This window comes from Maribacter sp. UH1 (assembly GCF_056839145.1).
On sequence record NZ_CM166387.1, the window covers coordinates 386,130 to 411,013 of the forward strand.

General features: G+C 35.1%; 21 protein-coding genes. 15 read left to right on the plus strand and 6 right to left on the minus strand.

The window, feature by feature from the left end; genetic code table 11:
* Positions 1 to 247: 247 nt before the first annotated feature.
* From UH1x_RS01845 to UH1x_RS01870, 6 genes are all read right to left on the minus strand, one after another.
* Entirely contained in the window at positions 248 to 2,539 is a 2,292-nt protein-coding gene (locus tag UH1x_RS01845) for a xanthine dehydrogenase family protein molybdopterin-binding subunit (protein ID WP_482624666.1), read from the minus strand.
* Between the two features lie 3 nt (positions 2,540 to 2,542).
* Positions 2,543 to 2,998, minus strand: a complete 456-nt coding sequence (locus UH1x_RS01850; RefSeq protein ID WP_482624668.1) for a (2Fe-2S)-binding protein — start codon at positions 2,996 to 2,998, stop codon at positions 2,543 to 2,545.
* A 107-nt stretch (positions 2,999 to 3,105) separates the two neighbouring features.
* Positions 3,106 to 4,092: an NAD(P)-dependent alcohol dehydrogenase gene (locus tag UH1x_RS01855; RefSeq protein ID WP_482624670.1), complete on the minus strand. Its 987-nt coding sequence runs from the start codon at positions 4,090 to 4,092 to the stop codon at positions 3,106 to 3,108.
* A 10-nt stretch (positions 4,093 to 4,102) separates the two neighbouring features.
* Complete coding sequence (locus tag UH1x_RS01860; RefSeq protein ID WP_482624672.1) at positions 4,103 to 4,525, minus strand: DUF6326 family protein; 423 nt, start codon at positions 4,523 to 4,525, stop codon at positions 4,103 to 4,105.
* A gap of 11 nt (positions 4,526 to 4,536) precedes the next feature.
* Positions 4,537 to 5,157: an SRPBCC family protein gene (locus tag UH1x_RS01865; protein ID WP_482624674.1), complete on the minus strand. Its 621-nt coding sequence runs from the start codon at positions 5,155 to 5,157 to the stop codon at positions 4,537 to 4,539.
* Positions 5,158 to 5,487: 330 nt separating this feature from the next.
* Entirely contained in the window at positions 5,488 to 6,123 is a 636-nt protein-coding gene (locus UH1x_RS01870; protein ID WP_482624676.1) for a DUF2306 domain-containing protein, read from the minus strand.
* A gap of 392 nt (positions 6,124 to 6,515) precedes the next feature.
* On the opposite strand from UH1x_RS01870, the gene UH1x_RS01875 reads away from it, so the two are divergent.
* The 15 genes from UH1x_RS01875 to UH1x_RS01945 all read left to right on the plus strand — a co-directional run bounded on the left by UH1x_RS01875 (position 6,516) and on the right by UH1x_RS01945 (position 21,633).
* Positions 6,516 to 6,944, plus strand: a complete 429-nt coding sequence (locus tag UH1x_RS01875) for a hypothetical protein (RefSeq protein WP_482624678.1) — start codon at positions 6,516 to 6,518, stop codon at positions 6,942 to 6,944.
* A gap of 193 nt (positions 6,945 to 7,137) precedes the next feature.
* On the plus strand, positions 7,138 to 8,151 hold the full coding sequence (locus tag UH1x_RS01880) for a nucleoside hydrolase (RefSeq protein WP_482624680.1): 1,014 nt from the start codon (positions 7,138 to 7,140) through the stop codon (positions 8,149 to 8,151).
* Between the two features lie 378 nt (positions 8,152 to 8,529).
* The gene (locus UH1x_RS01885; RefSeq protein WP_482624682.1) at positions 8,530 to 9,774 is read left to right on the plus strand and encodes a serine hydrolase domain-containing protein; all 1,245 of its coding nucleotides are present in this window, start codon (positions 8,530 to 8,532) and stop codon (positions 9,772 to 9,774) included.
* Between the two features lie 220 nt (positions 9,775 to 9,994).
* The gene (locus tag UH1x_RS01890) at positions 9,995 to 11,128 is read left to right on the plus strand and encodes a WD40/YVTN/BNR-like repeat-containing protein (RefSeq protein ID WP_299801308.1); all 1,134 of its coding nucleotides are present in this window, start codon (positions 9,995 to 9,997) and stop codon (positions 11,126 to 11,128) included.
* Between the two features lie 547 nt (positions 11,129 to 11,675).
* The gene (locus tag UH1x_RS01895; protein WP_482624684.1) at positions 11,676 to 12,980 is read left to right on the plus strand and encodes a S41 family peptidase; all 1,305 of its coding nucleotides are present in this window, start codon (positions 11,676 to 11,678) and stop codon (positions 12,978 to 12,980) included.
* Between the two features lie 69 nt (positions 12,981 to 13,049).
* Positions 13,050 to 13,463 carry an ester cyclase gene (locus UH1x_RS01900; protein ID WP_299801310.1) on the plus strand — a complete coding sequence of 138 codons (414 nt, stop codon included), beginning with the start codon at positions 13,050 to 13,052 and terminating at the stop codon, positions 13,461 to 13,463.
* 1 nt (position 13,464) lies between these two features.
* Positions 13,465 to 13,803, plus strand: a complete 339-nt coding sequence (locus tag UH1x_RS01905; protein WP_299801311.1) for a GIY-YIG nuclease family protein — start codon at positions 13,465 to 13,467, stop codon at positions 13,801 to 13,803.
* A gap of 260 nt (positions 13,804 to 14,063) precedes the next feature.
* Positions 14,064 to 14,867 (plus strand): GNAT family N-acetyltransferase, encoded by an 804-nt coding sequence (locus UH1x_RS01910; RefSeq protein WP_482624686.1) that lies wholly within the window; start codon positions 14,064 to 14,066, stop codon positions 14,865 to 14,867.
* A 123-nt stretch (positions 14,868 to 14,990) separates the two neighbouring features.
* The gene (locus tag UH1x_RS01915) at positions 14,991 to 15,437 is read left to right on the plus strand and encodes a DUF1572 family protein (protein ID WP_299801313.1); all 447 of its coding nucleotides are present in this window, start codon (positions 14,991 to 14,993) and stop codon (positions 15,435 to 15,437) included.
* A 599-nt stretch (positions 15,438 to 16,036) separates the two neighbouring features.
* On the plus strand, positions 16,037 to 16,888 hold the full coding sequence (locus UH1x_RS01920) for a hypothetical protein (RefSeq protein WP_299801314.1): 852 nt from the start codon (positions 16,037 to 16,039) through the stop codon (positions 16,886 to 16,888).
* A 230-nt stretch (positions 16,889 to 17,118) separates the two neighbouring features.
* Entirely contained in the window at positions 17,119 to 17,679 is a 561-nt protein-coding gene (locus tag UH1x_RS01925; RefSeq protein ID WP_299801315.1) for a Crp/Fnr family transcriptional regulator, read from the plus strand.
* A 73-nt stretch (positions 17,680 to 17,752) separates the two neighbouring features.
* Positions 17,753 to 18,208 (plus strand): nuclear transport factor 2 family protein, encoded by a 456-nt coding sequence (locus UH1x_RS01930; protein WP_299801316.1) that lies wholly within the window; start codon positions 17,753 to 17,755, stop codon positions 18,206 to 18,208.
* Positions 18,209 to 18,617: 409 nt separating this feature from the next.
* A complete protein-coding gene (locus tag UH1x_RS01935) occupies positions 18,618 to 19,037 on the plus strand; it encodes a nuclear transport factor 2 family protein (RefSeq protein ID WP_482624689.1) in 420 nt (139 codons plus the stop codon).
* A gap of 251 nt (positions 19,038 to 19,288) precedes the next feature.
* Positions 19,289 to 20,158 carry a helix-turn-helix transcriptional regulator gene (locus UH1x_RS01940; RefSeq protein ID WP_482624691.1) on the plus strand — a complete coding sequence of 290 codons (870 nt, stop codon included), beginning with the start codon at positions 19,289 to 19,291 and terminating at the stop codon, positions 20,156 to 20,158.
* An 884-nt stretch (positions 20,159 to 21,042) separates the two neighbouring features.
* Entirely contained in the window at positions 21,043 to 21,633 is a 591-nt protein-coding gene (locus UH1x_RS01945) for a hypothetical protein (RefSeq protein ID WP_482624692.1), read from the plus strand.
* Positions 21,634 to 24,884: the final 3,251 nt, after the last annotated feature.

A 24,884-nucleotide genomic window follows, 5' to 3' on the forward strand; every position in this document is an offset into this window, starting at 1 on the left:
TTCTAATAATTCCCCGATGCTTTAGCATCGGGGTTTCCACTTTGTTCCGTTCCTTAAGGGGGGTGGGATTGGAAAGAGAGGAAATGTTCAATTTTAATTTTCGCGCAAATCGTTACGCCATCAAAAATCGCCGAGGATAAGATATACAGTGAATTTCAAAGAACTTGGTTTAACTTTTAGTACCCACAATTGAGAAATTGCAACAATATATTAAGTCAGATATTGATAGTATTTTTGTGAATACTTGCTATGAATTTTGTTTGTTTGTAGATTTCTGAATGGGCATATATTTTATAAATGGTTGTTTCATCATTCTAATCCCTATCGCCTTTTTTAAGGCTATTCCAACGGCAGCACCTGCGGGTGGTAGAGATGGCTCTCCCAAACCCGATGGATTGAAATTGTTGTCTACAAAATAAGTTTCAATTTCAGGAGCCTCTTTGATTCTTATCAGTCTATACGAATCAAAGTTCTTACTTGATGGAACTCCGTTCTGAAACCCAAAATCAGCATACATTGAGTGGCCGATACCATCTATGATACCACCTTCGATTTGATTCCTGGCACCGAGTGGGTTCACAACTATTCCGCAATCTACCGCTACATAGACCTTTTTAATCTGCGGACTATTGTTTTCCATTATCAATTCAACAACTTCCGAAACATATGTATTATGACAATAATATGCAGTAAATCCTTTATAGACCCCCTTTTGCTCGGAGTAATAGTCTGATTTGTCAATAACCAGGTCAATTACACCTTTAAGTCGTTCAGCCGAATACTTTATGGTTTCATCAGTATTACCCTCAACTTTTTTAAGCATATCCAAACGCATTTTAACAGGGTCTTTTTTCAGAATCTCGGCCAATTCATCAAAAAAGTTTTGATCCGCAAATGCAAGAAAATTTGAGTGAGGAGCACGCCATTGCCCAGTGCTTATATTGCTTTGGTAGTAAGCCACATCAACTTGATAATTATCGATGGCACCTACTGGAAAAAAATGCGGTATCGTTGGATGCATATTACCATTTATGGCCGCCTCCTTAATATGGTACCCCGTAATTTCGCCATTCTTGATACTTGCCCTGTAACGATAATTTATTGCTGGGCGATATGTTCCAGTGGTCATATCGTCTTCTCTACTGGAAATCATTTTTACAGGTTTTCTTATTGCATTGGATATTTCTGCAGCTTCCAAAACGAAATCCCCAAATAGTCTGCGCCCAAAGCCACCCCCGGCACGTGTAATGTCCAATTCTATTTCCTCTGAATTGCGATCTAACAATTGGGCCACAAGATCAGCTGCCCATCCGGGAGTCTGTGTAGGACCGACCAAATATACTTTGTCGTCGGTAACGTTGGCATAGAAATTCATTGGTTCCATACAGTTGTGGGGGAGAAAAGGCGATTCGTAAGTACGCTCCACGATCTGGTCCGCGTTTTGAAAAGCTTTTTCTATATCGCCATCTTTGCGCAGGGTCACAAAATTTGGACCATTCAGAAGACTATTTAAAATTTCATGATGATCTTCGGTGCTTTCGGGAATTGTATCATCGACCCAGACTGCTTTTATGCTTTTTTTTGCATTCATGGCCTGCCAGATTGATTTGGCTATTACGGCGATTTTGTCGCTCTTGTTCAACACACCTTTAGTAAGCAATACGTTGGGTTCTTCTAACTGTTCAACTATCTTGCTCGCTTTCTTGCCGATTCTAATAACATCTATTACACCTGGCATTTTCAATGCTTCCATAGCATCAAATGATTTTAATACTTTTCCGAATGCAGGTGGTCTTAAAACGGACGCATAGACCATCCCTTCTACGGTATGGTCTATTCCATATAGTGGTACTCCGGTAATGATCTTTTCAACATCTACATTCCTAACATCTTTGCCTATTATGGTAAAATCCATTGGATTCTTCAATATAGGTTTTTCGGTAATATTAGTATTCTCTTTTTTATCCGATTCAGTAGTCTTGGCCATTCTTTCTTTTTCTAGCGCAGCTGCTTCATTTACCACATCCCCATAACCTAATATATTTCCATTTGTATTGATAATCTTTCCCTCTCTTGCGACACATTGAGATGAGTCAATCCCCCATTTTTTAGCCGCGGCATTGATCAACATTTGTTTGGCCAATGCTCCAGTTTCTCGATAAGAATTCCAACCCAATCGGATAGCCCTACTTCCCCCAGCACTTTGTTGCACATAATTTTTTGTGTCCAATGCACCTTGTACCACATTTACGTGTTCCCAAGGAACATCCAATTCTTCTGCAATTATCATGGGAATCGCCGTTTTTATTCCTTGGCCGATTTCAGGATTTGGTGAAAATATGGTCACCATTCCACTATCCGAAATTTTGATGAAAGCATTAAAATCGTTGTAATCTAAAGACACTATATCTACCGGCATCTCTGCCTCAGACTTACATGCCGTAAAAAGATTGAAGCCAATGAGCATTCCACCCCCAACTAAAGAAGAAGTTCTAAGAAAATCCCTTCTGCTAAATTTTGAATCTATTTTTTTTGACATAATTTATTGCTTTGCAGCCATCCGGACCGCTTTCCTAATTCGGTGATAAGCGCCGCACCTACAAATGTTACCGTGCATCGCATCATCGATTTCGTCTACTGATGGGTCAGGTTTTTTTTCCAAGAATGCCGAAGCGGTCATAATTTGGCCAGCTTGGCAATAACCGCATTGCGGTACATCTACTTCTTTCCATGCTTTCTGGACAGGGTGAGTACCACCCTTGGAAAGCCCCTCTATAGTTGTGATTTCCATACCATTTAATTGAGAAATAGGAAGTAGGCAACTACGTACGGCATTTCCATTTAGATGAACGGTACAGGCGCCACATTGACCAATACCGCAACCGTACTTTGTTCCCATCAAATTAAATTCATCTCTTAGGACCCAAAGTAGTGGCTTATCGTGGTCCGATTTGCTAGCGACCTCTTTACCATTGAGTTTGAAAACAATGCCTTTCATAAATTTATAATTGTATGTTTAAATTCTAATATTCAGAATTAGATTTCAGTTAAAAACTTGCTTTAAGCAGATTCAAACAACCCTTTTTTTTACTTGTTGTAATTTAGTTAGCTAAAATCTTGACTTACGGTTATTACAACATTCCCCTTTTTATGTCCTTTATCAGCATATCGATGTGCCTCTACAATTTTATCAATTGAATATATCCGATCAATAACGACTTGAAGTTTTCCTTCTTCAACAAGATTCTTGAGTTTAATTAGTACTTCTGCGGTCTCAGGGGAATTTTCTCCTACAATAATTCTTTTTCTGCTTGTTAATGAAGTCCATATCATTTGAAAACTTTTCATTGGTCTACCAACATTTAAATAGATTCCTTTGTCACTTAGTGCTTTTTCACAGACCATAAAAGGGCATTTATCAACTGTAATAAATATGATGTCATATGTTTCAAAACTTTTTATATAATCAACAGTCTTATAATCAATCACTTTATTCGCTCCTAAAGATTTCACCAAATCTAAATTAGAAGTACTACACACACCAGTTACTTCTGCCCCAAAGTATTTGGCCAGTTGTACTGCATACGTCCCTACACTTCCAGAAGCTCCATATATGAGCACTTTTTGCCCTGGTTTCACATTTCCAATTGTTTTAATATAATGAAATGCCGTTCTAGCACCAATAGGTATAGCCGCAGCTTCTTTAAAGCTAATATTAATTGGATTTAATGCAATTGGTCCGTCTTCAGGTAAACATATGTATTCTGCATAGGCGCCAAAAGTCTGTAGTGTTGCAGCAAAAACTTTATCACCTTTTTTAAATAACTTAACATCCTTTCCGATAGCTTCAATCTCACCAGAAAGTTCCATTCCTAAAATAGACTTTCTTGGCCTTCTAAGCCCTACCATCAATCGTGCAGGAAGCCAGATTGAAATAGGTAAATTAAAACTTCGTACCCTGCTATCAGCTACACTTACCGTTGTGGCATGAATTTTTATAAGAACTTGATTAGCTTTTGGGGCAGATTTTGCAACCTCTTTGAGTTTTAGAACTTCGGGATCTCCATATTTTGTACAAATAACTGCTTTCATCTTTTTTATATTAGGCATGAGATTCTGTATTATTCATATTATCCTGAGTTGGTAATTTCCAGGCAATTCGGAATATCCATAAAATGGCTGCAGTCTCAATAGCCATATGAAATGCATCATCGATATCTAAGTAAGGTATTCCTGTTGCAAATACCGCAATTGTGATTACGCCAGCGATTATGTTTGCAAATTTATTTGCATTTCTATTTAATATTCTGGAGAGAAGTACCATCAAAATGGGTATTTCTGCTAAAAATCCACCCAATAACATTAACTCGTCTGTTATTCTAATACCGTTGACAGATCCAGTTATCACCTCTTCTATAAAGTCTACTTTTACCATTTGATGCAGGTCTCTAAAAATTATATTAAACAGTACAAAAATCCATAAAGTTGACAGCAGCGTTTGAGGTTTAATTTTATTATTCATCATCTAATTTATATTTACTTTGAAGTAATTCTAATATCTTCTAATCCTTCTTTTAAAAATTTAGAAACCATAGGAGTAACCAACCATAGTGGCATTCCTTTAGGGTCAAATTGTACGCTGTTATATGCATAACTTGAGTTTTCGGTGATTGGGGTGAAGCTCCATGAACCCCTAAAAGTCTCAACGCGCTTTAGCTTTTTTGAAGAAAAAATATACGAGTCATCCCACGATTCTTTCCAACTTACGCCTTTACTTCCATTCGCTTTATCATGAAACATATATCTGATACTCAATTCTGTATCTCTAAAAGGGAAAGGTTCGTTGTGAATTACATAGGTCGTGAGACTCTGCTCAGACTCCTCAGAAATATTATAGGTTGGATACTTTTTATCTTCAGAACCATTAGCTAGTTTATGAATATCATTCTTAAAGGCATCAAGACAAGCTTCAGGAGATGATTGTATATCCCCTTCAATTTTGTACTCTAAAAAATTCGTCCCTTTAAGGTTTCGTTTATAGATCTTCCAGGTAGGTTCTTCTGTTTTATCCACTTTAACTACATGCCACTCATGCTTTTCCCATTCTTTAATACTTCTATCCCTCGCTGACAGACAGCTTTGTAGAAAGAGAATCACGAATCCAAACAATAAAATGAGTCTAGTAAATGTTATTTTTTTAATATTCATAAGTAACAATAGTTTTGTCGACACAAAATTATTGTACATCAATCACTTAGTCATTCACTTAAGTTACAATCGTCTTTGAAGACGAAAGGGTTCACTTGTTGGTTATGAAATCATTTTACTGTTGCTACTAAAAAAACTATTAATAATTCTACTTCTAGTTTGAAAAATGCTCATCACATTAATATAATTTGATATATTTCTATCCCGAATGAAATGGCACATATAGCTTCAACTGATAGCGATGCTATTGCCTTAACCGCAACTTACATGGCTTCTAACTCAATATTTCCGCATATTTTTAATAGTCCATTCTCCTATAAAAATGTTAACTAACCACGCAAGCGACATTAGAATATCTCTCGTAAGCCCCATCGGTTCTCCCACAGTTAACAACCACGGAATTGTAATTAATACCTGGGTTCCAGCTCCTTGCCCAAGGGCATAAGCACGAATCATCCAAGCTTCGTGTTGTATCATTCTCATTTTCAAAATAGATGATAACCCTAACACTATAAAGGTGAGCATAGCTATTCCTACCAAAATACGCACAACATATAGGAGGTCTCCTTGAAGGTGATTGGGGAAGGAGTAGTAATGGGTCATCCATAATCCCGAAAGAGCGGAAACAATACCTGCACCGACCAATAACCAACCTACTAACCGATGCCAATTCAAATACTTCTTTCTAAAGCTTGGAAGAAATTGCAAGGCTCCAAGAATACAATATGGAACAACGCTAAATAGGTGGAAAATCACTGGAGTTGGAGCCGATTGTATCCTTGGGTTTTCAGGTATGAATTCTAAATCACCACTACCCAACTCCACCAATCTTAATATTGCGCCGACACTCGGTATCAGGCTCAATAGTAGTAATCCGACCAAAATGTACCATTCTGATTTTTTTAGATGTATCATAGTTGACTCGATTCAGTTAGTATAAAAATTTCGAAATCCAAAATATTAAAGCTTCACGTAGCATAGGAAGAGCTTGAGTTTTGTTTTTTATCATATTAATTGATTTCTCAAACTTAATTTCTCTACTATCACCCAATTTTCTTTTTAAGGATTTTATGTGGTTAGGTTTTACCAATCCAAGCAAAATTATATTACAACAATCACATTATTATTCACTTAAGTTACAAACGACCTTGAAGATGGATAGGTTTCCTTTTTTGATTGTGATGTCATTATACTGAATCGACTAAAACTCATATTCATAATACTTCCAGTAGTTTGAAAAAGTTCTGCCCCATTAACTTAAGTGAATAAAATAGTGCAAATCGTATCCTAATTTTACCACGTGAAAATTGTCAAACAAAATAGACACCTATTTTAAGTTTGACCACCAATTGAATACCACTCATAGCAATATGGCCAATTACCGCTTGATACATGAATATCTATTGATTGACAAGCCTTCTGAGGATGTTGCTGATGCTATCGCAAATAGTTTCGAAGCTTTTGATGATGGTGTTGCTTATAGTCTGTCTTCTCTTGATAAACAATTATTTGCACTAAAATTGAACCACATTGGAAAATTTAAAATGCTAGATTCATATGCTACTATTATGATCCGAACTAGCAATCGAGAGCATTCGCAAACTGAGTTAGAGCTTCTGATTTCCTATAAAAGTCATGAGACTAGCTACCACGCTTATTTCCAGAAAAGAAGGATTCGATGGGAGTTAAATAATTTTTTATCAGATTTTAAGAAAAGATGTGAAAAATGGCTATAGCATAGAAAATAGGGTGTTTTAAGATAAGGAGTGTCAAAAGGGGTTATTCAACAAATATTCTATCCAAAATAATAAGTTGCTATAAACCTGGGAGAATCCAAAAAGTAAATCAAACTGTTCGGCATTACCACATGCTACATATGCTTGACCTACCCATTAAATCTGGCGGACTAAAATAAAAGGTGAATTAATAATGAAAAATATACTTCTAATAATCTGTTTTATACTTACAGAAATAGGCAATGCCCAAGTCCAAGACGCAGAGAAGGTATGGATAGACACAGATATTGCCATAGGCAAGTTTGGTCGAGATGTAGATGACGGCATTGCTTTAATTATGGCCCTTAAATCTGATAAACTAGAGATAATGGGTATTAGCCTGGTAAGGTGGCCAAACTATGGTTATAAGGTTACTCAAAAGATTTTGGGCTGGTATAATAAAGGGCCTGAGATTCCTGTTTATAAAGGAGTTACGTCCGCCGATGTAACCAATTATGACCAAAATGAAGCCGTAGATGCCATGGCCGAAGCCCTGCGAAAGCATGAAATGACTATAATAGCTTTAGGACCGGTGAGCAATATTACATTAATGCTACAAAAATATCCGGAACTCGCAACACGTATAAAGAAGGTAGTCTGGTGTGCTGGCAGGCAACCTGGTCAAAAAATTGCACCAGGAAGCGGGAAGGTGAATGTATGCGACTGTAATTTTGAAGAAGATCCAAAAGCAGCACAAGTTCTTATTGCAGCGGACATAAATGTAACTCTTGCCGGTTATGAGCCTGCATCCAACATATATTTATCGAAAACTGATATTGCCCCTTTGAGGAACAGTGAACATAAAGGAGACCGTTGGTTATATAAACAGCTGAGTAAATGGCTGAAGATTTGGCGGATAGGTATTGGGTCTACAGAAGGGTTTATCCCTTTTGATGCCATTACCCTAGGGAGCTTTATTAATAGTGATTATATGCAGATGTATCAGGATATACCCGTCCAAATTTCTGAGCTTAAAAATGATTCACGGTTATGGTCCTTAAAAAAAGTAAAACCTTATCTAATGGTATCCGAGTCTTTTAAAACTTCTAATAAGGTGGACTATTTTTACCATACTGATCCAGATTACAAGCAATTTATATTAGATAATCTTTTTACGACCAATCGGGCATCAAGGGAGGAAATCACCTTGTTGAACAGTAATAAATAGCAAATGAAATATATAAAGGGTTTACAATTTTTGCTGATTTACAACTATTTGTTGGCTTTTCTTAAACTAGAGGAGTTCAAATTTGAACTTAGGTATAAAAAAATAAAAAAAGGAAATCTAAAAAGAAACGTACCTCTATTTTTTAATTGTTATTCTGGAATAGTGAGGATGCGAATACAAGAATGAAGATTTTACACCGTGTAGTAGCTGTTAATAAGAACTGAATTACAAAACATGAAATCAAAAAGATTACTTAAATAACTAAGTTGACTTTGTAACGAATTAACAAACTATACAATTAATTGCGATAAGATTAATCATGTTATCCAATTTTTACAGCCAATTATCCTGAACATTCTTCAATAGTAAAAAACTTAGATGAGAAAAAAACTAAAAATTACAATTCTTACAATAATTTCATTTGTTCTATTCCTCTTGGTACTTCTTTCCATTCAATATACACCTACCTATGTTTATCGACTTATAACAATGAATGTAGCCGATGTTTATGATTATAAGAACTTTGAAAATCACGAGATTCAGGGAGCAAAAAGTACCAATACATTCATTTCTCAGCCTAAAGAGAAATATGTTGAGTCACTATTTGACGAACTAGTAACAAAAACTGGATTTAATAGTTTTGAAGATTGGGCTATTGAGTCTCAAACTACGGCACTAATTGTCATACAAAAAGATACAATCATTTATGAGAAATATTTTAATGGTTTTAATAGAGATTCCTATTTTCATTCTCAATCTATGGCAAAGTCGTTTATATCATTTTTAATTGGAGCTGCCATTGATGATGGTTTAATCAAAAGTGTAAATGACCCAATAACAAATTATATCCCTGAGTTATTAGAGCGAGATTCAAGTTTCAAAAAAATAACCATCAAGCATTTACTTGAAATGCGTTCTGGGCTTAAATACAATACAAGCCTCATACCTTTCACTAACATTCATTCTCCTTGGCATGATGAAGCAGTTGGCTATTATCACCCTAATGTTCGAAAGTTGCTACTTGAAAATGTAGAAATTTCATCTGAACCAGGAAAAGATTTTCAATATTCTAATTACAATACAAGCTATTTGGGTTTGATTCTTGAAAGAGCTACTAACGTAACTGTATCCAATTATTTGGAGCAGAAATTGTGGTCAAGAATAATGGAATATGATGCGCTTTTCTCCATAGATAGCAAAGAATCGAATTTTGAATATATGCCAAGTCGTTTGATTGCCCGAGCGATTGATTATGCACGTTTTGGTCAGCTTATGCTTAATGAAGGAGATTGGTATGGCAATCAGATTATATCAAAAGATTGGATTCAGGAGTCTACGTTAGAAAACAAATCAATTCCTCGAGATATTTACCCAAAATGGTTTGGAAGAAGCGACAAAAGAATTTATTATAATTATCAATGGTGGGGTCATGCAAATAAAGATGGTACTTTCAATTTCTATGCAAATGGAAATCTTGGTCAGAATATTTATATTATCCCTCATAAAGAAACTGTGATTGTTCACTGTGGTAATTCACTGCAGTATTATAGCGGTGATTTTGATTTATGGAATGTTGCTTTGCAGTTGAATTTGAAGTTAAACGATAACAATGAATTAAAATAAATACTTGCTATAATAAGGTGTATAAAACATAGCTAGTAAGTGATTAATCGAAAGGTTCGTGCTTATTTACAAAGACCTCCAAATTTAAAAATTTGGCTTTTAAAATAGAAAAAGTAAAACAAAATATAAAAATTCGGCTCTGTGTTAATCCGAAAAGTTAACGTCTTTTTACACGCTACGTTTCATACACAAACCGTTGTGTACAATTAAAAGAAATAAAATGAAAATAATGAAATTGACTAAATTAGTAGCTTTTTTCATCATAATCTCACAATATGTAAATGCTCAAACTGAGTATTCAAATATTGATATTAACGTTACTGATAGCTTAGAAAAGATAGTAGAGACGAAAAGGTTTAAAAATTGGAAAGAAGTATTAGCAGATTCTACGTTAAAAGATAAAAACTATCACTTTATTATTAGAGATAAAAAGGGTAATGTAGTTAAACCTAAATTAGAAAATAGGATAATCAGAAGCATCTCTAAAAATCCTCGAATCGAAAATATACTTTTTGCAGGTTTAAAAGGAAATAACCCAGGTGACGGAAAGGCAGCAATGAGTATGGATTACGGGTACTCATGGACTTATTTAAATCAAGGCAAACCCTTATCAAAAGAAACAGAAGATATTCAGACGATAGAATCATCGCCTCTTGATAAAAATTTGATTTATGCTGGAACTTGGAAAAATGGGCTCTTTAAAAGTACGGATTCAGGGAACTCATTTTTGAAGATGGAGAATTTCCCTAGTAAAGATGTACGAGCAATAATTTATCACCCTAAAAATAGAAATCATATTCTGGTAGCAACTACTTCTCATGGAATAGTTGAAACCCAGAACAATGGAGAGACATGGGAAGTTAAAGGTGCTGATTATCTTAAATCAAATTTTGTATCCTTATGGAATCTTGTTCAATCACCATATAATCCAAATGTGATGTATGCATTGTGCATAGGACAAGGACTCCAGAAATCTGAAGATTTTGGAAAAACTTGGAAGAAGATTATCGACGAGCCAAAAATGTTATTTTTTGGATTTGGATTTGTAGATGAAAATGAAATCTGGTGTTCTAGTACGAATTTCAATTCAGGTAAATTGTATCATTCCAAAGACTCAGGAAATAGTTTTGAACTTCGTGAGAATCTTGTAGACGATATAATTGGAAGTTTTGTAAGCATTAGTAATACTGAAACTCAAATCTATTTGGGAGGGCAAAAAGGGTTGTATGAACTTTCAAACAATAAAATTCAGAATTCTAAAATTGCATTACCTTTTTATGAGATTTCTAATCTATTAGAAGTAAATAATAAACTATTAATTGCAACATGGGGAAATGGATTATTAATAAAATAAAAATAACCATAAACAATCACGTTGTAAACAAGCTGAAAACAAAATGCCTCTAAAATTGAATAATATTAATAAAGATAAGATATACAAGATTTATGGTAGTGTTTTGGTTTTAATTTCCCTCATTTTAGCCTTTCTTGAATATGAAAAACTATTTCTCCTTCCAATAAATTTTGAGTTTAAAGAAAGGTATGTGGATTACTCGATATTGCTCTATATAAGTAGTTGGATAATTTATGTCTTAATATTTCTAGCTGGAATTCTCACCTTATTTAAATCGAAAAAAGCTCCTCTTTTTTTATTAATTCTTAGCTTCTCGTCATTGTTAGAAGTATACGCGAATGAGGCTATTTATTTTGTCAAAAGTATTGACGATACTACAAAGTACATTCTCTTCTTCACTTCTCTTATATCTATAATAAGCCTTGGTTTAAAATATTTACAAAGGAAAAAAACACATTTAATTGAATTTATTTTAAGTATCACTTTGGCTCTCATGATTGTGTATTTGCCTAATGCCCTAATTTCATTTTATTTCTAAAAACCTCTGATGAATAAACTATTGAACACATTTAAGGTTTTGCTTTTAATTTCTTTCATACTCCCTTTTATAGGTTGTCAGGAAAAAAGGGAATCCTTTTCAAGTATGAGTGTTGCTAAATGGGAAAATGATATTGATTACTTATTTCAAAATCTGGAAAGAAAACACATAAATCTATATCACAGCAGTTCCAAAGATACGGTAAGGAGAAATATTTCTAACTTAGTAAATAACCTATCTAATCTTTCCGACGATGCTGTTTTTATAAGCCTTTCAAAAATTATCAGGTCCTTGGATGATAGTCATACTGGAATATGGGCGCTACCAAAATTTTATGATAGTTACCCTATAGAGTTTTTTGTTTTTGATGATAGTGAAATTAGGGTGTTACATGCTCCAAAAAATCATCCAGAACTTGTGGGGGGCAAATTAATTAGTATAGACAATACGATGCTAAATGAGGTTATAAAAGAATTACTCCTCATTATACAATGTGCTGACAATTGGCATTCCGAAAGGGAACGATTGGCTAGCTATTTAAAGCACTCTAAAATTCTCAAATACACTGGAATCGCGGATAAGGAATCGACAGCTAACTTTCAGTTTTTACTGGAAAATGGGACTCAAAAAACTGTTAAATTAGAAGCACTTCCAAATACAGAATATGACAGTTATCTTGGAAATGCTCTGCATTTAGAAAGCCCTTTTCAATATGAAAAATCATTGATAGGTACATCTTATTTATGGTATCAACCAAATGATGAACTAAAAACCAGTTATATCCATTTTTCAAGCTATCCAAATGCTTTGCAAATGAAGCGGTTTGGGATAGCTATTTCCAAAGATATTATTCGAAGAGGCATCAAAAATATTATTATTGATGTTAGAGATAATAGCGGAGGTGATTTTTATGTAGGTTTAGAATTAGTCAAATTGTTGTCTTTTCTCGACCAAATTATCTGGGAGAATGGTGTTTACGTTTTAACTAGCAGAAAAACATATTCAGCAGGAATGAGCAATACTGCTCACTTTAAACAATTATTGAACGCAAAAATTATTGGAGAACCCACAGGAGCAAACCCAAATGATTATCAAGATGCACAGACATTTCAATTACCAAATTCAAAATTGCGAGTACAATTTTCAAGGAGATATTATAGGTTTCAGGATACTGTTTCCAAAGGAATCCTTCCAGATATTTATATCAAACCAAATTGGGAAGACTTTAAAAAAGGAATAGATTCAAATTTAGAATGGGTATTGGATGATATTAAATTCAATGAAAATAAAACCAATTTACAACAAGGAATATAACCAATTTACCCAAGGTCGGACTGGTCATATTCAAAACCGTTTGCACAAACTTAAAAAAAAATAAACACAATGAACAAAGAATCATTCCTTCGGGAATTTATGGACAAAATTTGGAATAAACAGGGTTTTGAAAAAGTTGAACAATATGTTCATAAAGAATATACAATTCATCTTGACACTACTGACCCATGGGAAGGAAAAACCTTAACCCATTCCGAATTTAAAGAGCGATTGAAATTTTCATTCAATTCATTTCCAGATATGAATTTTGAAATAACATCTGCAATTCCAGAAGAAAATCACGTTGCAATAACTTGGATATTAACTGGAACAAACCTCGGTATGATTGGCGGATATCCACCTACCAAAAAATCTATAAATACAAAAGGGCTCACTATCTATCATTTCAAAGACAATTTAATTAATGGACATACTCAAGTTTTTGACAGATTAACTGTTATGAAACAATTAGGATTTATGTAATATGAAAACAAAAAAAGAACTTAAAGAAGAGTATAAGCAAATGAATATTCCAATGGGAGTATTTCAAATAAAAAATATTAAAAATAATAAAGTTTTGATTGACCATAGTGTAGATATGGAATCAAAATGGAACAGACATAAAATGGAGCTGAAATTCGGTAATCACAGGAATGGCAGTTTCCAAAATGATTGGAATGAGTATGGAGAGGAAAATTTTGTGTTTGAAGTTTTATCAGAATTAAAAAAGAAAAAAGAAGATATTATAGATTACAATAAGGAATTGAAAACGCTGCAAGAAATGGTAACTGAAGAGTTGAATACTGAAAGTATCTATAAATAAAAAACAGGTGCTATTAAAGATTCATATAAAAAGCAAAACGAGTTCTTGCAAACTCCAAGGCTTGGATACTTTTGATATAACGACGTTTTAATGTACTCATATTGACAAGAATTAGACTTTCACATTGGACCCAGCGATGACAAGAAGGAGATTCCGTTTCACCAACTTGAATTGGCTAATCCTCCAAGCGTGATAATCAAACCATACTTAAAAATAGTAGCCTTTTTAACCAACAGCAATTAAAAATAACGACAGTCTACATGATAAAGAAAATAAAAAAGTCAGACATTAAAGAGTTGAACCACCTTCCTCCTCAGGAATGGCAAATTGACTATGAGACTTTTTTAAAAGAATTTATTGATGAAGACTTTTTTCATGCTTTTATCCAAATCCAAGATAATAAAATTGTAGGAACTGGTAACATTTTATTAAAAGGTAAGGTTGGGTGGCTTGGAAACATTATAGTGGACAAAAATTGCAGAGGAAAGGGATTAGGTTATGAAATGACCAAATTTCTTGTTGACTTTTTAGATAAAAAAGGATGTGAAACACAATTATTAATAGCGACTGAACTTGGAGAATCTGTCTATAAAAAACTTGGCTTTAAAAAATTAACAGAGTATCAAAGCTTTGACTCAACGGTAGATAATGATTTCAATTTATCTGATTCTATCCAGAAACTAGAATTATCAGATTTAAAAAACGTTTACAAATTAGATTTGGAAACCAATATGGAAGACAGGGCTCATTTAATTGACAAATTTTATAACAATGGATTTGGATTCTTTAATGATGACAATGAATTATTAGGGTTTTATCTTCCTGAATTTGGGCGAGGATTGGTAATATCTAAAAACAAACAAGCAGGAATTGAACTTCTAAAATTGAAACACTCCAAGAAAGGAAAAAGAACATTGTTGCCAATTGAAAATCAAAGTGGAATACAATTACTGGAGGAAATGGGATTAAATGAAGGTGAAAAAAGTGCTAGAATGGTTTTAGGTGAAGTGAATAAGTGGGTCCCAAATAATATTTACTCCTATGGAAGCGGATATTGCGGATAAAAAAGAAATTAACCTACCAATACGTTTACTCAACTGTTGGTGTAATTAAACAACTTCAGAATTTAAATTACGCTTCTAGATAAATGAGTCTTAAATAATAATTAAAATCAATAGATTTTAGATATGAATAAAAATGAATTAATAGCCTTTTTTGAAAGTGATCTGAACAACTTAATAACTGAAATAGGACTTTATAAGAATGAAGAAAATATTTGGCAAATAGAAAAAAGCATCTCTAATTCAGCAGGAAATTTAACTTTGCATTTAATTGGGAACTTACACACATTTATTGGAAAAGAAATTGGAAAAACAAACTATGTTAGAAATAGAGAACTTGAATTTACTCAAAAAAATATTCCTAGAATTGAGTTGATTAACAATGTAAATGCCACCTTAGAGATGGTTAAAAAATCACTACTCTCTATTACAAACGAAGAATTGAAAAATGATTACCCTTTTTTGAAATTTTCCAAAGTAGAAACAAATGAGTACTTACTAGTTCATTTAATAAAACATTTGGCTTATCATCTTGGACAAATAAATTATCATAGACGGCTAATAGATGAATAAAAACTAGAGCTAACACCAGATAAAATTAACTACCAACACAAGACTGCCCACGAAAATCAATACAGTTTTTCTATTTTACTTGTATTTGTTCTTTTAAAATTTATCAACAAAAAATATCGATGTAATTCTTATAATAAAGCATGCTGTTGGAATAACTCATGCTTTACACTATTAATTTCTCTTGAATTCATTAAAAAAAAGAGAACATTTACATGGAAACCAATTTGGAGAAAAGGTTTCATTTAATTAACAAATTTCATAATAATGGATTTGGGTTTATTAATGTTGATAATAAATTATAGGGTTTTATCTTCCTTAATTTGGGTGAGGATTGATTGTAGCGAAAGACTTACAAGCAGAAATGAAACTTCTAAAGCTTAAACAATATTTACTCCTAATGAAGCGGATATTACAGATAAAAAAAAACTATCAATGCGTGTAATGAACAGTTGTAAAACCTTTTGAGCCAGCCATAGAAAGAGTCTTCACCTTTTGAAGAAAAGCTATAATTTACTGCGTTAAAACCATGATAATTATATGTATTTTAAGAATAAGAAAAAAGAATATCGATAATTTGGTTCCCTATGCAATCACTTACTATGAAAATAGAACTACTCATTCTAATTTCCATTTTAGCACTTTTTAATACTTCAGGATTTGCTCAAACAGAAACTAATATTCCGATAACCAAACATATTCATGGTAGGGTAAAAAACCTTACCAATGATGTTTCGAACGTACTAATAATCAATTTAAATTCAGACGAGTCCACAATTACTGATTATTTGGGGGTGTTTACCATTGAGGCTAAATTGAATGATTCAATTCAATTTACAGCTGTCCAATATCAAACTAAAAATATTGTTATTACGGAGAGAATCTATCTCAAAAATTCAGTAGAAGTTAATCTTGTAGAAAACGTTATAAATTTAAATGAAGTTACGGTAACGCCTTATAATTTATCAGGAAAAATAGAGCAAGATATTACAAGGTTAGGTATTGAACCCGCAATTACTTCTTCAACATTGGGTCTGCCAAATGCAGAGGTAAAGATATTATCCCAGAGCGAACGGTTGCTGTTAGTGGCAGATAGGGGTGAATATACAAGATTCATGACAATTGAAGAGAAACTTAAGAGTCAATCTCTTTTAGGGCTTTTCATGATTGGCACCATTATAAACTCTGACAAAATAACAAACAGATTTTCCGGTAGAACTGAAGTATTTGAAAATATGGTTGTTAATGATGCTAACTTGGAGTTAGAAAAAGAAATAATCGCAAAATATTCAAAGAAAACAATGTCTGAAAATTTGGATATTCCTGAAGTTAATATTGACGGATTTCTAACATTTTGTATGTCTCAAAAGGGTTTTTCAGAAATATCAAAGACTGAGGATATGCTGTTAATCTGGGAATATCTGAAAAGTAAAAGTATTGAATTTAAAGAGTAATAGCTACTTGGAGCATCCGTGTAGAAAAAAAGTTTTACAACAAAACCAATAAACAATAAGGGCTTCGTGCTTAATCGAAAGGTTTGTGTACTTTTATGTAGTCCGCCAAATATTTGGGATTTCGCTTTAAACAATAAAATAAAAAAATGCTATGTTCGTAGTGGAAAGCAAACGCTATTTTACTCCTGTACTTTTCATAACCCAGCCGTTGGAAATAATTAAATATAATCTTGAAAAAATTTTTAGCATCATTTTATAATATTAGCGAAGAAATTCTAGAAGAATACATCTCTCATTGGTCAGAATATTCAGTTCCAAAAAAATCGATAATGACTGAGTGTGATAAAACCGAACACTATCTCTATTTTGTGAAGGATGGAATTCAAAAATCATACTACTTAAATGACGGAAAACAGCACGTTATGTTTTTTGCCTATGCCCCATCGTTTAGCGGTATAGTAGAATCTTTTCTTACGCAGACACCTTCCAAATACTATCTTGAAACAATTACGGAAAGCACATTCTTACGAATACCTTACTCTAAACATGCTCAATTAATAAAAGAGCATAGGGAACTTGAAACCTTATTTAGAATAATCACAGAACAGTTTTTAATAGGTATTATCGAAAGACATCACCAATTAATGGCGTTCAACACCGAAACTCGTTTTAAAAAATTTATAAAGAGAAGTCCGCATTTGATAAATATGCTTTCACAGAAAGATATTGCTTCATATTTACGGATAGACCCTACAAACTTCAGTAAATTAATCAATACAATTAAAATTTGAGAAATCTTGGTTTTTACCAAGAATAGAACCTTTGATCTGTTGCAACTTTGTCTCATCATAAAATTAAAATGTAATGATGAAATTATTAAAACAAGCATTTATTATTGGATTGACCATATTTTCAATCCAAAGCAATGCACAACAAATTAAAAGTTCTACTATGACAAATGAAGAAATTGTAACAAAGTTTTTAAATGGGTTTAATAAACCAGAAGAGATTCAAGAGTCTTTGGCTTTATTGGCAGACGACTATAGGTTTAAAAACCCGATGGTTGAACTTAATTCAAAAGAAGAATTTATTGTATTAGCTGAACAAATTGGTGCTGTAATTACAGGAATAGAGATTGTAAATATTGCTGAAAAGGGTAATTGGACAGCTGTCTTCTATAATTTTAAATCATCTGTAATAGGTCTAGAATCAAACACAGGAACTGAGTGGTTTAGGATTGAAGATGGACTTATAAAGGAATCAAATTTAATATATGACACTGCTGAATGGAGAAAATTCTATGCGCAAATGAAACAATAACTACTTCTAACAAGGATATAAAAGCAATAGCGGTTTGAGTTAAAACTCAAACCGCTATTGCTTTTTTTAAATGTCTTTCTATTCTTAAGCTAAGTATATTCAATCAGCTACTACTATTTTACTATACGTTAAAGCACCATTCTCCACCTAAAGAAACTCAGTTAGATACTAAAACAAACAATTGAATTTTTAGAGGGAATTTATATCTTCTTTACCGGAAGATAGGTTTTGAAATTTACTTCAAAGAAAGCCACCTCTGCTAAGTTGTATTCTACAAAACTAAGTAGCCTATTATCTTGGAATCAAGTCACGGTCATTAAGTCGCATATGCTAATGATAAGTGAATAAAAAAATCTGATTCACTCTTTTTTTGCCCGATTTTAACTTAAGTGAATAACAGTGTTATTTTATGAATTTAATTTTACCATTTCAAAAAAATTCGTTGAAAAACAATATCATCTTGACAAAAATTAATATAGTAGAAATATTTTTAAGTGGATTTAATAATCCTAAAAATCTGCCTGAAGCAATCGCTCTATTGGCTGATGATTACAAATTTAAAGATTCAACGAAAGAAAATCATTCTAAAGCTGAGTTTTTAGAAACAGCAAAAGAGTTAGTGAAAGTTTTAACTGGTATAGAAATTATTAAAATGGTAGAAAATAATGAATCTGTCGCCGATCTCTATAATTTTAAATCCAATATAGAAGGGTTAGAGAATAATCTTGGTTCGGAATGGTTCAGAATAGAAAACGGGTTAATTAAAGAATCACAGCTTGTGTATGACGCAACTAAATGGTGGAAAGTGTTTGCTCAAATGAAGGATTAAAACGATTAATAAATTAGTGTAAAGGTGAAAGCGGTTTTGGGTTAATCTCAAACCGTTTTGCTTTTTTTAAATATCTCCCTATTTGTAATGTAAGTGTAAAAAACCTGCTACTGCTATTATACTAACAGTTACATAACATATACCATAATCATTAATTAAAATAGTGTATGATCATTTGTTGCTATTCATATTCGAACACGATATGCATAATTATTAAACTCTTCAAAGACTAAATAAAATTATAACTAAGTATGATAAATTATCACCAATCTATAGAATTATCCGGTCTACCATTATTCTCATGGTTGACTTTTAGAACTCCTTTAGGTGAAGATGAAGCTCTTCCAATTCCATCAGAAGCTTGCTATGCTTATATTATAAAGGGAGACAACCATTTATTTCATAAAGAAGCAGAAATTTATGCACGAAAAGGACATGTTATTTTGTCGCTTTGCGGAAAAACTATGGGCCAGATAGTCAATGAACAGGAAGAAGGGCATGTTAATTCTATTATAATCCATTTCCATCCTAAGCAACTTAAAAAACTTTATGATAGTACAAAGCCACCATTTTGGGAGGAAATTGAATCCCCTGTATCGCAGTATATTGTTCAAACAGCTGCTACCAATCTAGTCTCCTCTTACTTTGAAGGCATTAAACATCTATTCCAGAACAAAGAAGCCATTACAGAGGAAATTCTTATTCTAAAATTGAAAGAAATCATTCTTATTCTTTTGCAAACCAAAAGCTCTCCGGAAATTATCAATATTATTAGAAGTTTGCTTTCGGAAAGAGTATTTAGCTTTAAAGAAGTAGTAGATGCTCATATTTGTTTGCCTGTTTCGATTCAAGATTTAGCTCAATTAACCAATATGAGCCTTTCTACATTCAAGAAAGAATTCAAGAAAATATATAATAGTACTCCCAATGCTTATATAATTGATAAAAGAACCGAAAAAGTTGCAAATCTTCTGAAACTATCTAATCAATCAATATCAGAAATAGGATATCAATGTGGATTCAATAGCCTACCACATTTATCAAGAGTTTTCAAATCTAAATATGGCGTCCCACCAACCGAGTACCGTTTAAACTTTTCAGATAAACAATTGAGCTTTTAAGATAACTATAATTTTCGTTTTTATTGGAAATTTGAAAAATAGAAATTAACTCAAATAATATTTTTAAAGACCGGATTTTAAAATCATTCAATAACCGTTACTCTTTCTGCTAAATTCCAAGCTTACCCAATAATCTATAGGTCAACTAAAAGGAACAATAGCATTTCTAGACGATAAGTAAGAGTGGGAAATTGTTAACGAAAATATAATCGAAAATAACTGGATGAAAATAGTTAACCAAAAAGTTGAGAGAGCTTGTTTATTATACAATCAAAAATAATAAAAACCTGTTTTTTATTTGCTTCTAATAATGCTGAATTGTGACTTAAAAATATTTGCAATTAAAGCAAATATTAATTTTTTCATTGAATGGAATAATATCACCGGAATTTTTATTACCAAAAAAAAATCATTGATCGATACATTTAGAAGATATTGACAAAGTACTTCGAATTGTTGCAGGGAAAGAAAATATGGAAGAAAAATTAATCAAAATTGTTAGTTCTATTTGATATAAATGTCCGAAGCTGTAGGATTGAAAAATGATAAAAATGGAAGACCTAAAGTCTTAAAGATTTAAGGCAAAGGTACTCCATGACCAAAAGAAATAATAATATATAGTATACCGCGCTAAATTATTTAAAAGGTTTGATTATAAATAAAAGCTAATCCAATCTGGCAGTGGTAATCCTGAAATTGATGAAGAATACTTAATAGAAAATTCTTAAGAAACTTTTCACTGTTAGGTACAAAAAGAGCTAGAGGTATCATATGGGGCGATAACCAAAGGCTCTTTTCTCATCAACTAATAGTTGCAATATATAAAAGTTAAACAAGTCACATCAGACAACCAAGATATTCTGAATAACCATATCTCTTACTCTATGAAAATCAATTTACAAACCTGGAAATTGCCTAAAATAAACCCTTACCTTTTTTTAATTCTTGTAATTTCTTTTTCTTCTAATGTATTTGGTCAAACCGCAACTGAAGATTTTGATCCTATAGTAGATGTATTTGGTGGTGGCTTTAGTGGTACAGGTTGGGCGAATGATAGTTGGGTAAGATTTGGAGCTAGTGGTAACGCGGGTGATGTTCAAGTAATCACCACTTCCCAGGGAAACGATAATATTGGAGGTAATTTACTTCAATTAGATGATAATGATGCCGGTGCTTACAGATTAATTGATTTTAGCTCAGCAACTTGTGCTAGACTAACTTTTGATTATGATTATGATAATGACAAGGAGGGTGATGAGCAACTTCTAATTCAAATTGATCCAGAAAATGACGGCACTTATGTAACCTTACAAACCATAACACCAACAGCAAATTTTTCTCCAAACCCTGCAGTTAATGTTAGTATTCTTATACCCTCCTCAGTCCATTTAGGCGGGGCTAATACGCGTATTCAATTTATTACAGGATTGGATAATGCTAACTTCATAAATGAGCAATGGTGGATAGATAAGTAACGATCACGATCAATGCCACGCCAGTAGTCAATGACCTGGCGGATGTCACGGCTTGTGATACGTTTACCTTACCAGCCATTACGGGAACAAACTTAACCGGTGGCGAATCCTATTATACAGGTGCAGGTGGTACAGGAACGGCCATCGCCGCAGGTACAGCCATTACCACGACCACGACCTTATTCATCTATGATGGGACGGGAACGACTCCGAACTGTTTCAGTGAAGAGAATGTAACGATCACGATCAATGACACGCCAGTAGTCAATGACCTGGCGGATGTCACGGCTTGTGATACGTTTACCTTACCAGCCATTACGGGAACAAACTTAACCGGTGGCGAGTCCTATTATACAGGTGCAGGTGGTACAGGAACGGCCATCGCAGCAGGTACAGCCATTACCACGACCACGACCTTATTCATCTATGATGGGACGGGAACGACTCCGAACTGTTTCAGTGAAGAGAATGTAACGATCACGATCAATGACACGCCAGTAGTCAATGACCTGGCCGATGTCACGGCTTGTGATACGTTTACCTTACCAGCCATTACGGGAACAAACTTAACCGGTGGCGAGTCCTATTATACAGGTGCAGGTGGTACAGGAACGGCCATCGCAGCAGGTACAGCCATTACCACGACCACGACCTTATTCATCTATGATGGGACGGGAACGACTCCGAACTGTTTCAGTGAAGAGAATGTAACGATCACGATCAATGACACGCCAGTAGTCAATGACCTGGCCGATGTCACGGCTTGTGATACGTTTACCTTACCAGCCATTACGGGAACAAACTTAACCGGTGGCGAGTCCTATTATACAGGTGCAGGTGGTACAGGAACGGCCATCGCAGCAGGTACAGCCATTACCACGACCACGACCTTATTCATCTATGATGGGACGGGAACGACTCCGAACTGTTTCAGTGAAGAGAATGTAACGATCACGATCAATGACACGCCAGTAGTCAATGACCTGGCCGATGTCACGGCTTGTGATACGTTTACCTTACCAGCCATTACGGGAACAAACTTAACCGGTGGCGAATCCTATTATACAGGTGCAGGTGGTACAGGAACGGCCATCGCCGCAGGTACAGCCATTACCACGACCACGACCTTATTCATCTATGATGGGACGGGAACGACTCCGAACTGTTTCAGTGAAGAGAATGTAACGATCACGATCAATGACACGCCAGTAGTCAATGACCTGGCCGATGTCACGGCTTGTGATACGTTTACCTTACCAGCCATTACGGGAACAAACTTAACCGGTGGCGAGTCCTATTATACAGGTGCAGGTGGTACAGGAACGGCCATCGCAGCAGGTACAGCCATTACCACGACCACGACCTTATTCATCTATGATGGGACGGGAACGACTCCGAACTGTTTCAGTGAAGAGAATGTAACGATCACGATCAATGACACGCCAGTAGTCAATGACCTGGCCGATGTCACGGCTTGTGATACGTTTACCTTACCAGCCATTACGGGAACAAACTTAACCGGTGGCGAGTCCTATTATACAGGTGCAGGTGGTACAGGAACGGCCATCGCAGCAGGTACAGCCATTACCACGACCACGACCTTATTCATCTATGATGGGACGGGAACGACTCCGAACTGTTTCAGTGAAGAGAATGTAACGATCACGATCAATGACACGCCAGTAGTCAATGACCTGGCCGATGTCACGGCTTGTGATACGTTTACCTTACCAGCCATTACGGGAACAAACTTAACCGGTGGCGAGTCCTATTATACAGGTGCAGGTGGTACAGGAACGGCCATCGCAGCAGGTACAGCCATTACCACGACCACGACCTTATTCATCTATGATGGGACGGGAACGACTCCGAACTGTTTCAGTGAAGAGAATGTAACGATCACGATCAATGACACGCCAGTAGTCAATGACCTGGCCGATGTCACGGCTTGTGATACGTTTACCTTACCAGCCATTACGGGAACAAACTTAACCGGTGGCGAGTCCTATTATACAGGTGCAGGTGGTACAGGAACGGCCATCGCAGCAGGTACAGCCATTACCACGACCACGACCTTATTCATCTATGATGGGACGGGAACGACTCCGAACTGTTTCAGTGAAGAGAATGTAACGATCACGATCAATGACACGCCAGTAGTCAATGACCTGGCCGATGTCACGGCTTGTGATACGTTTACCTTACCAGCCATTACGGGAACAAACTTAACCGGTGGCGAGTCCTATTATACAGGTGCAGGTGGTACAGGAACGGCCATCGCAGCAGGTACAGCCATTACCACGACCACGACCTTATTCATCTATGATGGGACGGGAACGACTCCGAACTGTTTCAGTGAAGAGAATGTAACGATCACGATCAATGACACGCCAGTAGTCAATGACCTGGCCGATGTCACGGCTTGTGATACGTTTACCTTACCAGCCATTACGGGAACAAACTTAACCGGTGGCGAGTCCTATTATACAGGTGCAGGTGGTACAGGAACGGCCATCGCAGCAGGTACAGCCATTACCACGACCACGACCTTATTCATCTATGATGGGACGGGAACGACTCCGAACTGTTTCAGTGAAGAGAATGTAACGATCACGATCAATGACACGCCAGTAGTCAATGACCTGGCGGATGTCACGGCTTGTGATACGTTTACCTTACCAGCCATTACGGGAACAAACTTAACCGGTGGCGAGTCCTATTATACAGGTGCAGGTGGTACAGGAACGGCCATCGCAGCAGGTACAGCCATTACCACGACCACGACCTTATTCATCTATGATGGGACGGGAACGACTCCGAACTGTTTCAGTGAAGAGAATGTAACGATCACGATCAATGACACGCCAGTAGTCAATGACCTGGCCGATGTCACGGCTTGTGATACGTTTACCTTACCAGCCATTACGGGAACAAACTTAACCGGTGGCGAATCCTATTATACAGGTGCAGGTGGTACAGGAACGGCCATCGCAGCAGGTACAGCCATTACCACGACCACGACCTTATTCATCTATGATGGGACGGGAACGACTCCGAACTGTTTCAGTGAAGAGAATGTAACGATCACGATCAATGACACGCCAGTAGTCAATGACCTGGCCGATGTCACGGCTTGTGATACGTTTACCTTACCAGCCATTACGGGAACAAACTTAACCGGTGGCGAGTCCTATTATACAGGTGCAGGTGGTACAGGAACGGCCATCGCAGCAGGTACAGCCATTACCACG

What these genes read in the sequence shown, in the direction of transcription:
- UH1x_RS01845 (WP_482624666.1), bottom strand. Translation starts at nt 2,539, where the DNA reads ATGTCAAAAAAAATAGATTCAAAATTTAGCAGAAGGGATTTTCTTAGA.
- UH1x_RS01850 (WP_482624668.1), bottom strand. Translation starts at nt 2,998, where the DNA reads ATGAAAGGCATTGTTTTCAAACTCAATGGTAAAGAGGTCGCTAGCAAA.
- UH1x_RS01855 (WP_482624670.1), bottom strand. Translation starts at nt 4,092, where the DNA reads ATGAAAGCAGTTATTTGTACAAAATATGGAGATCCCGAAGTTCTAAAA.
- UH1x_RS01860 (WP_482624672.1), bottom strand. Translation starts at nt 4,525, where the DNA reads ATGATGAATAATAAAATTAAACCTCAAACGCTGCTGTCAACTTTATGG.
- UH1x_RS01870 (WP_482624676.1), bottom strand. Translation starts at nt 6,123, where the DNA reads ATGATACATCTAAAAAAATCAGAATGGTACATTTTGGTCGGATTACTA.
- UH1x_RS01880 (WP_482624680.1), top strand. Translation starts at nt 7,138, where the DNA reads ATGAAAAATATACTTCTAATAATCTGTTTTATACTTACAGAAATAGGC.
- UH1x_RS01885 (WP_482624682.1), top strand. Translation starts at nt 8,530, where the DNA reads ATGAGAAAAAAACTAAAAATTACAATTCTTACAATAATTTCATTTGTT.
- UH1x_RS01890 (WP_299801308.1), top strand. Translation starts at nt 9,995, where the DNA reads ATGAAAATAATGAAATTGACTAAATTAGTAGCTTTTTTCATCATAATC.
- UH1x_RS01895 (WP_482624684.1), top strand. Translation starts at nt 11,676, where the DNA reads ATGAATAAACTATTGAACACATTTAAGGTTTTGCTTTTAATTTCTTTC.
- UH1x_RS01900 (WP_299801310.1), top strand. Translation starts at nt 13,050, where the DNA reads ATGAACAAAGAATCATTCCTTCGGGAATTTATGGACAAAATTTGGAAT.
- UH1x_RS01905 (WP_299801311.1), top strand. Translation starts at nt 13,465, where the DNA reads ATGAAAACAAAAAAAGAACTTAAAGAAGAGTATAAGCAAATGAATATT.
- UH1x_RS01910 (WP_482624686.1), top strand. Translation starts at nt 14,064, where the DNA reads ATGATAAAGAAAATAAAAAAGTCAGACATTAAAGAGTTGAACCACCTT.
- UH1x_RS01915 (WP_299801313.1), top strand. Translation starts at nt 14,991, where the DNA reads ATGAATAAAAATGAATTAATAGCCTTTTTTGAAAGTGATCTGAACAAC.
- UH1x_RS01920 (WP_299801314.1), top strand. Translation starts at nt 16,037, where the DNA reads ATGAAAATAGAACTACTCATTCTAATTTCCATTTTAGCACTTTTTAAT.
- UH1x_RS01930 (WP_299801316.1), top strand. Translation starts at nt 17,753, where the DNA reads ATGATGAAATTATTAAAACAAGCATTTATTATTGGATTGACCATATTT.
- UH1x_RS01935 (WP_482624689.1), top strand. Translation starts at nt 18,618, where the DNA reads ATGAATTTAATTTTACCATTTCAAAAAAATTCGTTGAAAAACAATATC.
- UH1x_RS01940 (WP_482624691.1), top strand. Translation starts at nt 19,289, where the DNA reads ATGATAAATTATCACCAATCTATAGAATTATCCGGTCTACCATTATTC.
- UH1x_RS01945 (WP_482624692.1), top strand. Translation starts at nt 21,043, where the DNA reads ATGAAAATCAATTTACAAACCTGGAAATTGCCTAAAATAAACCCTTAC.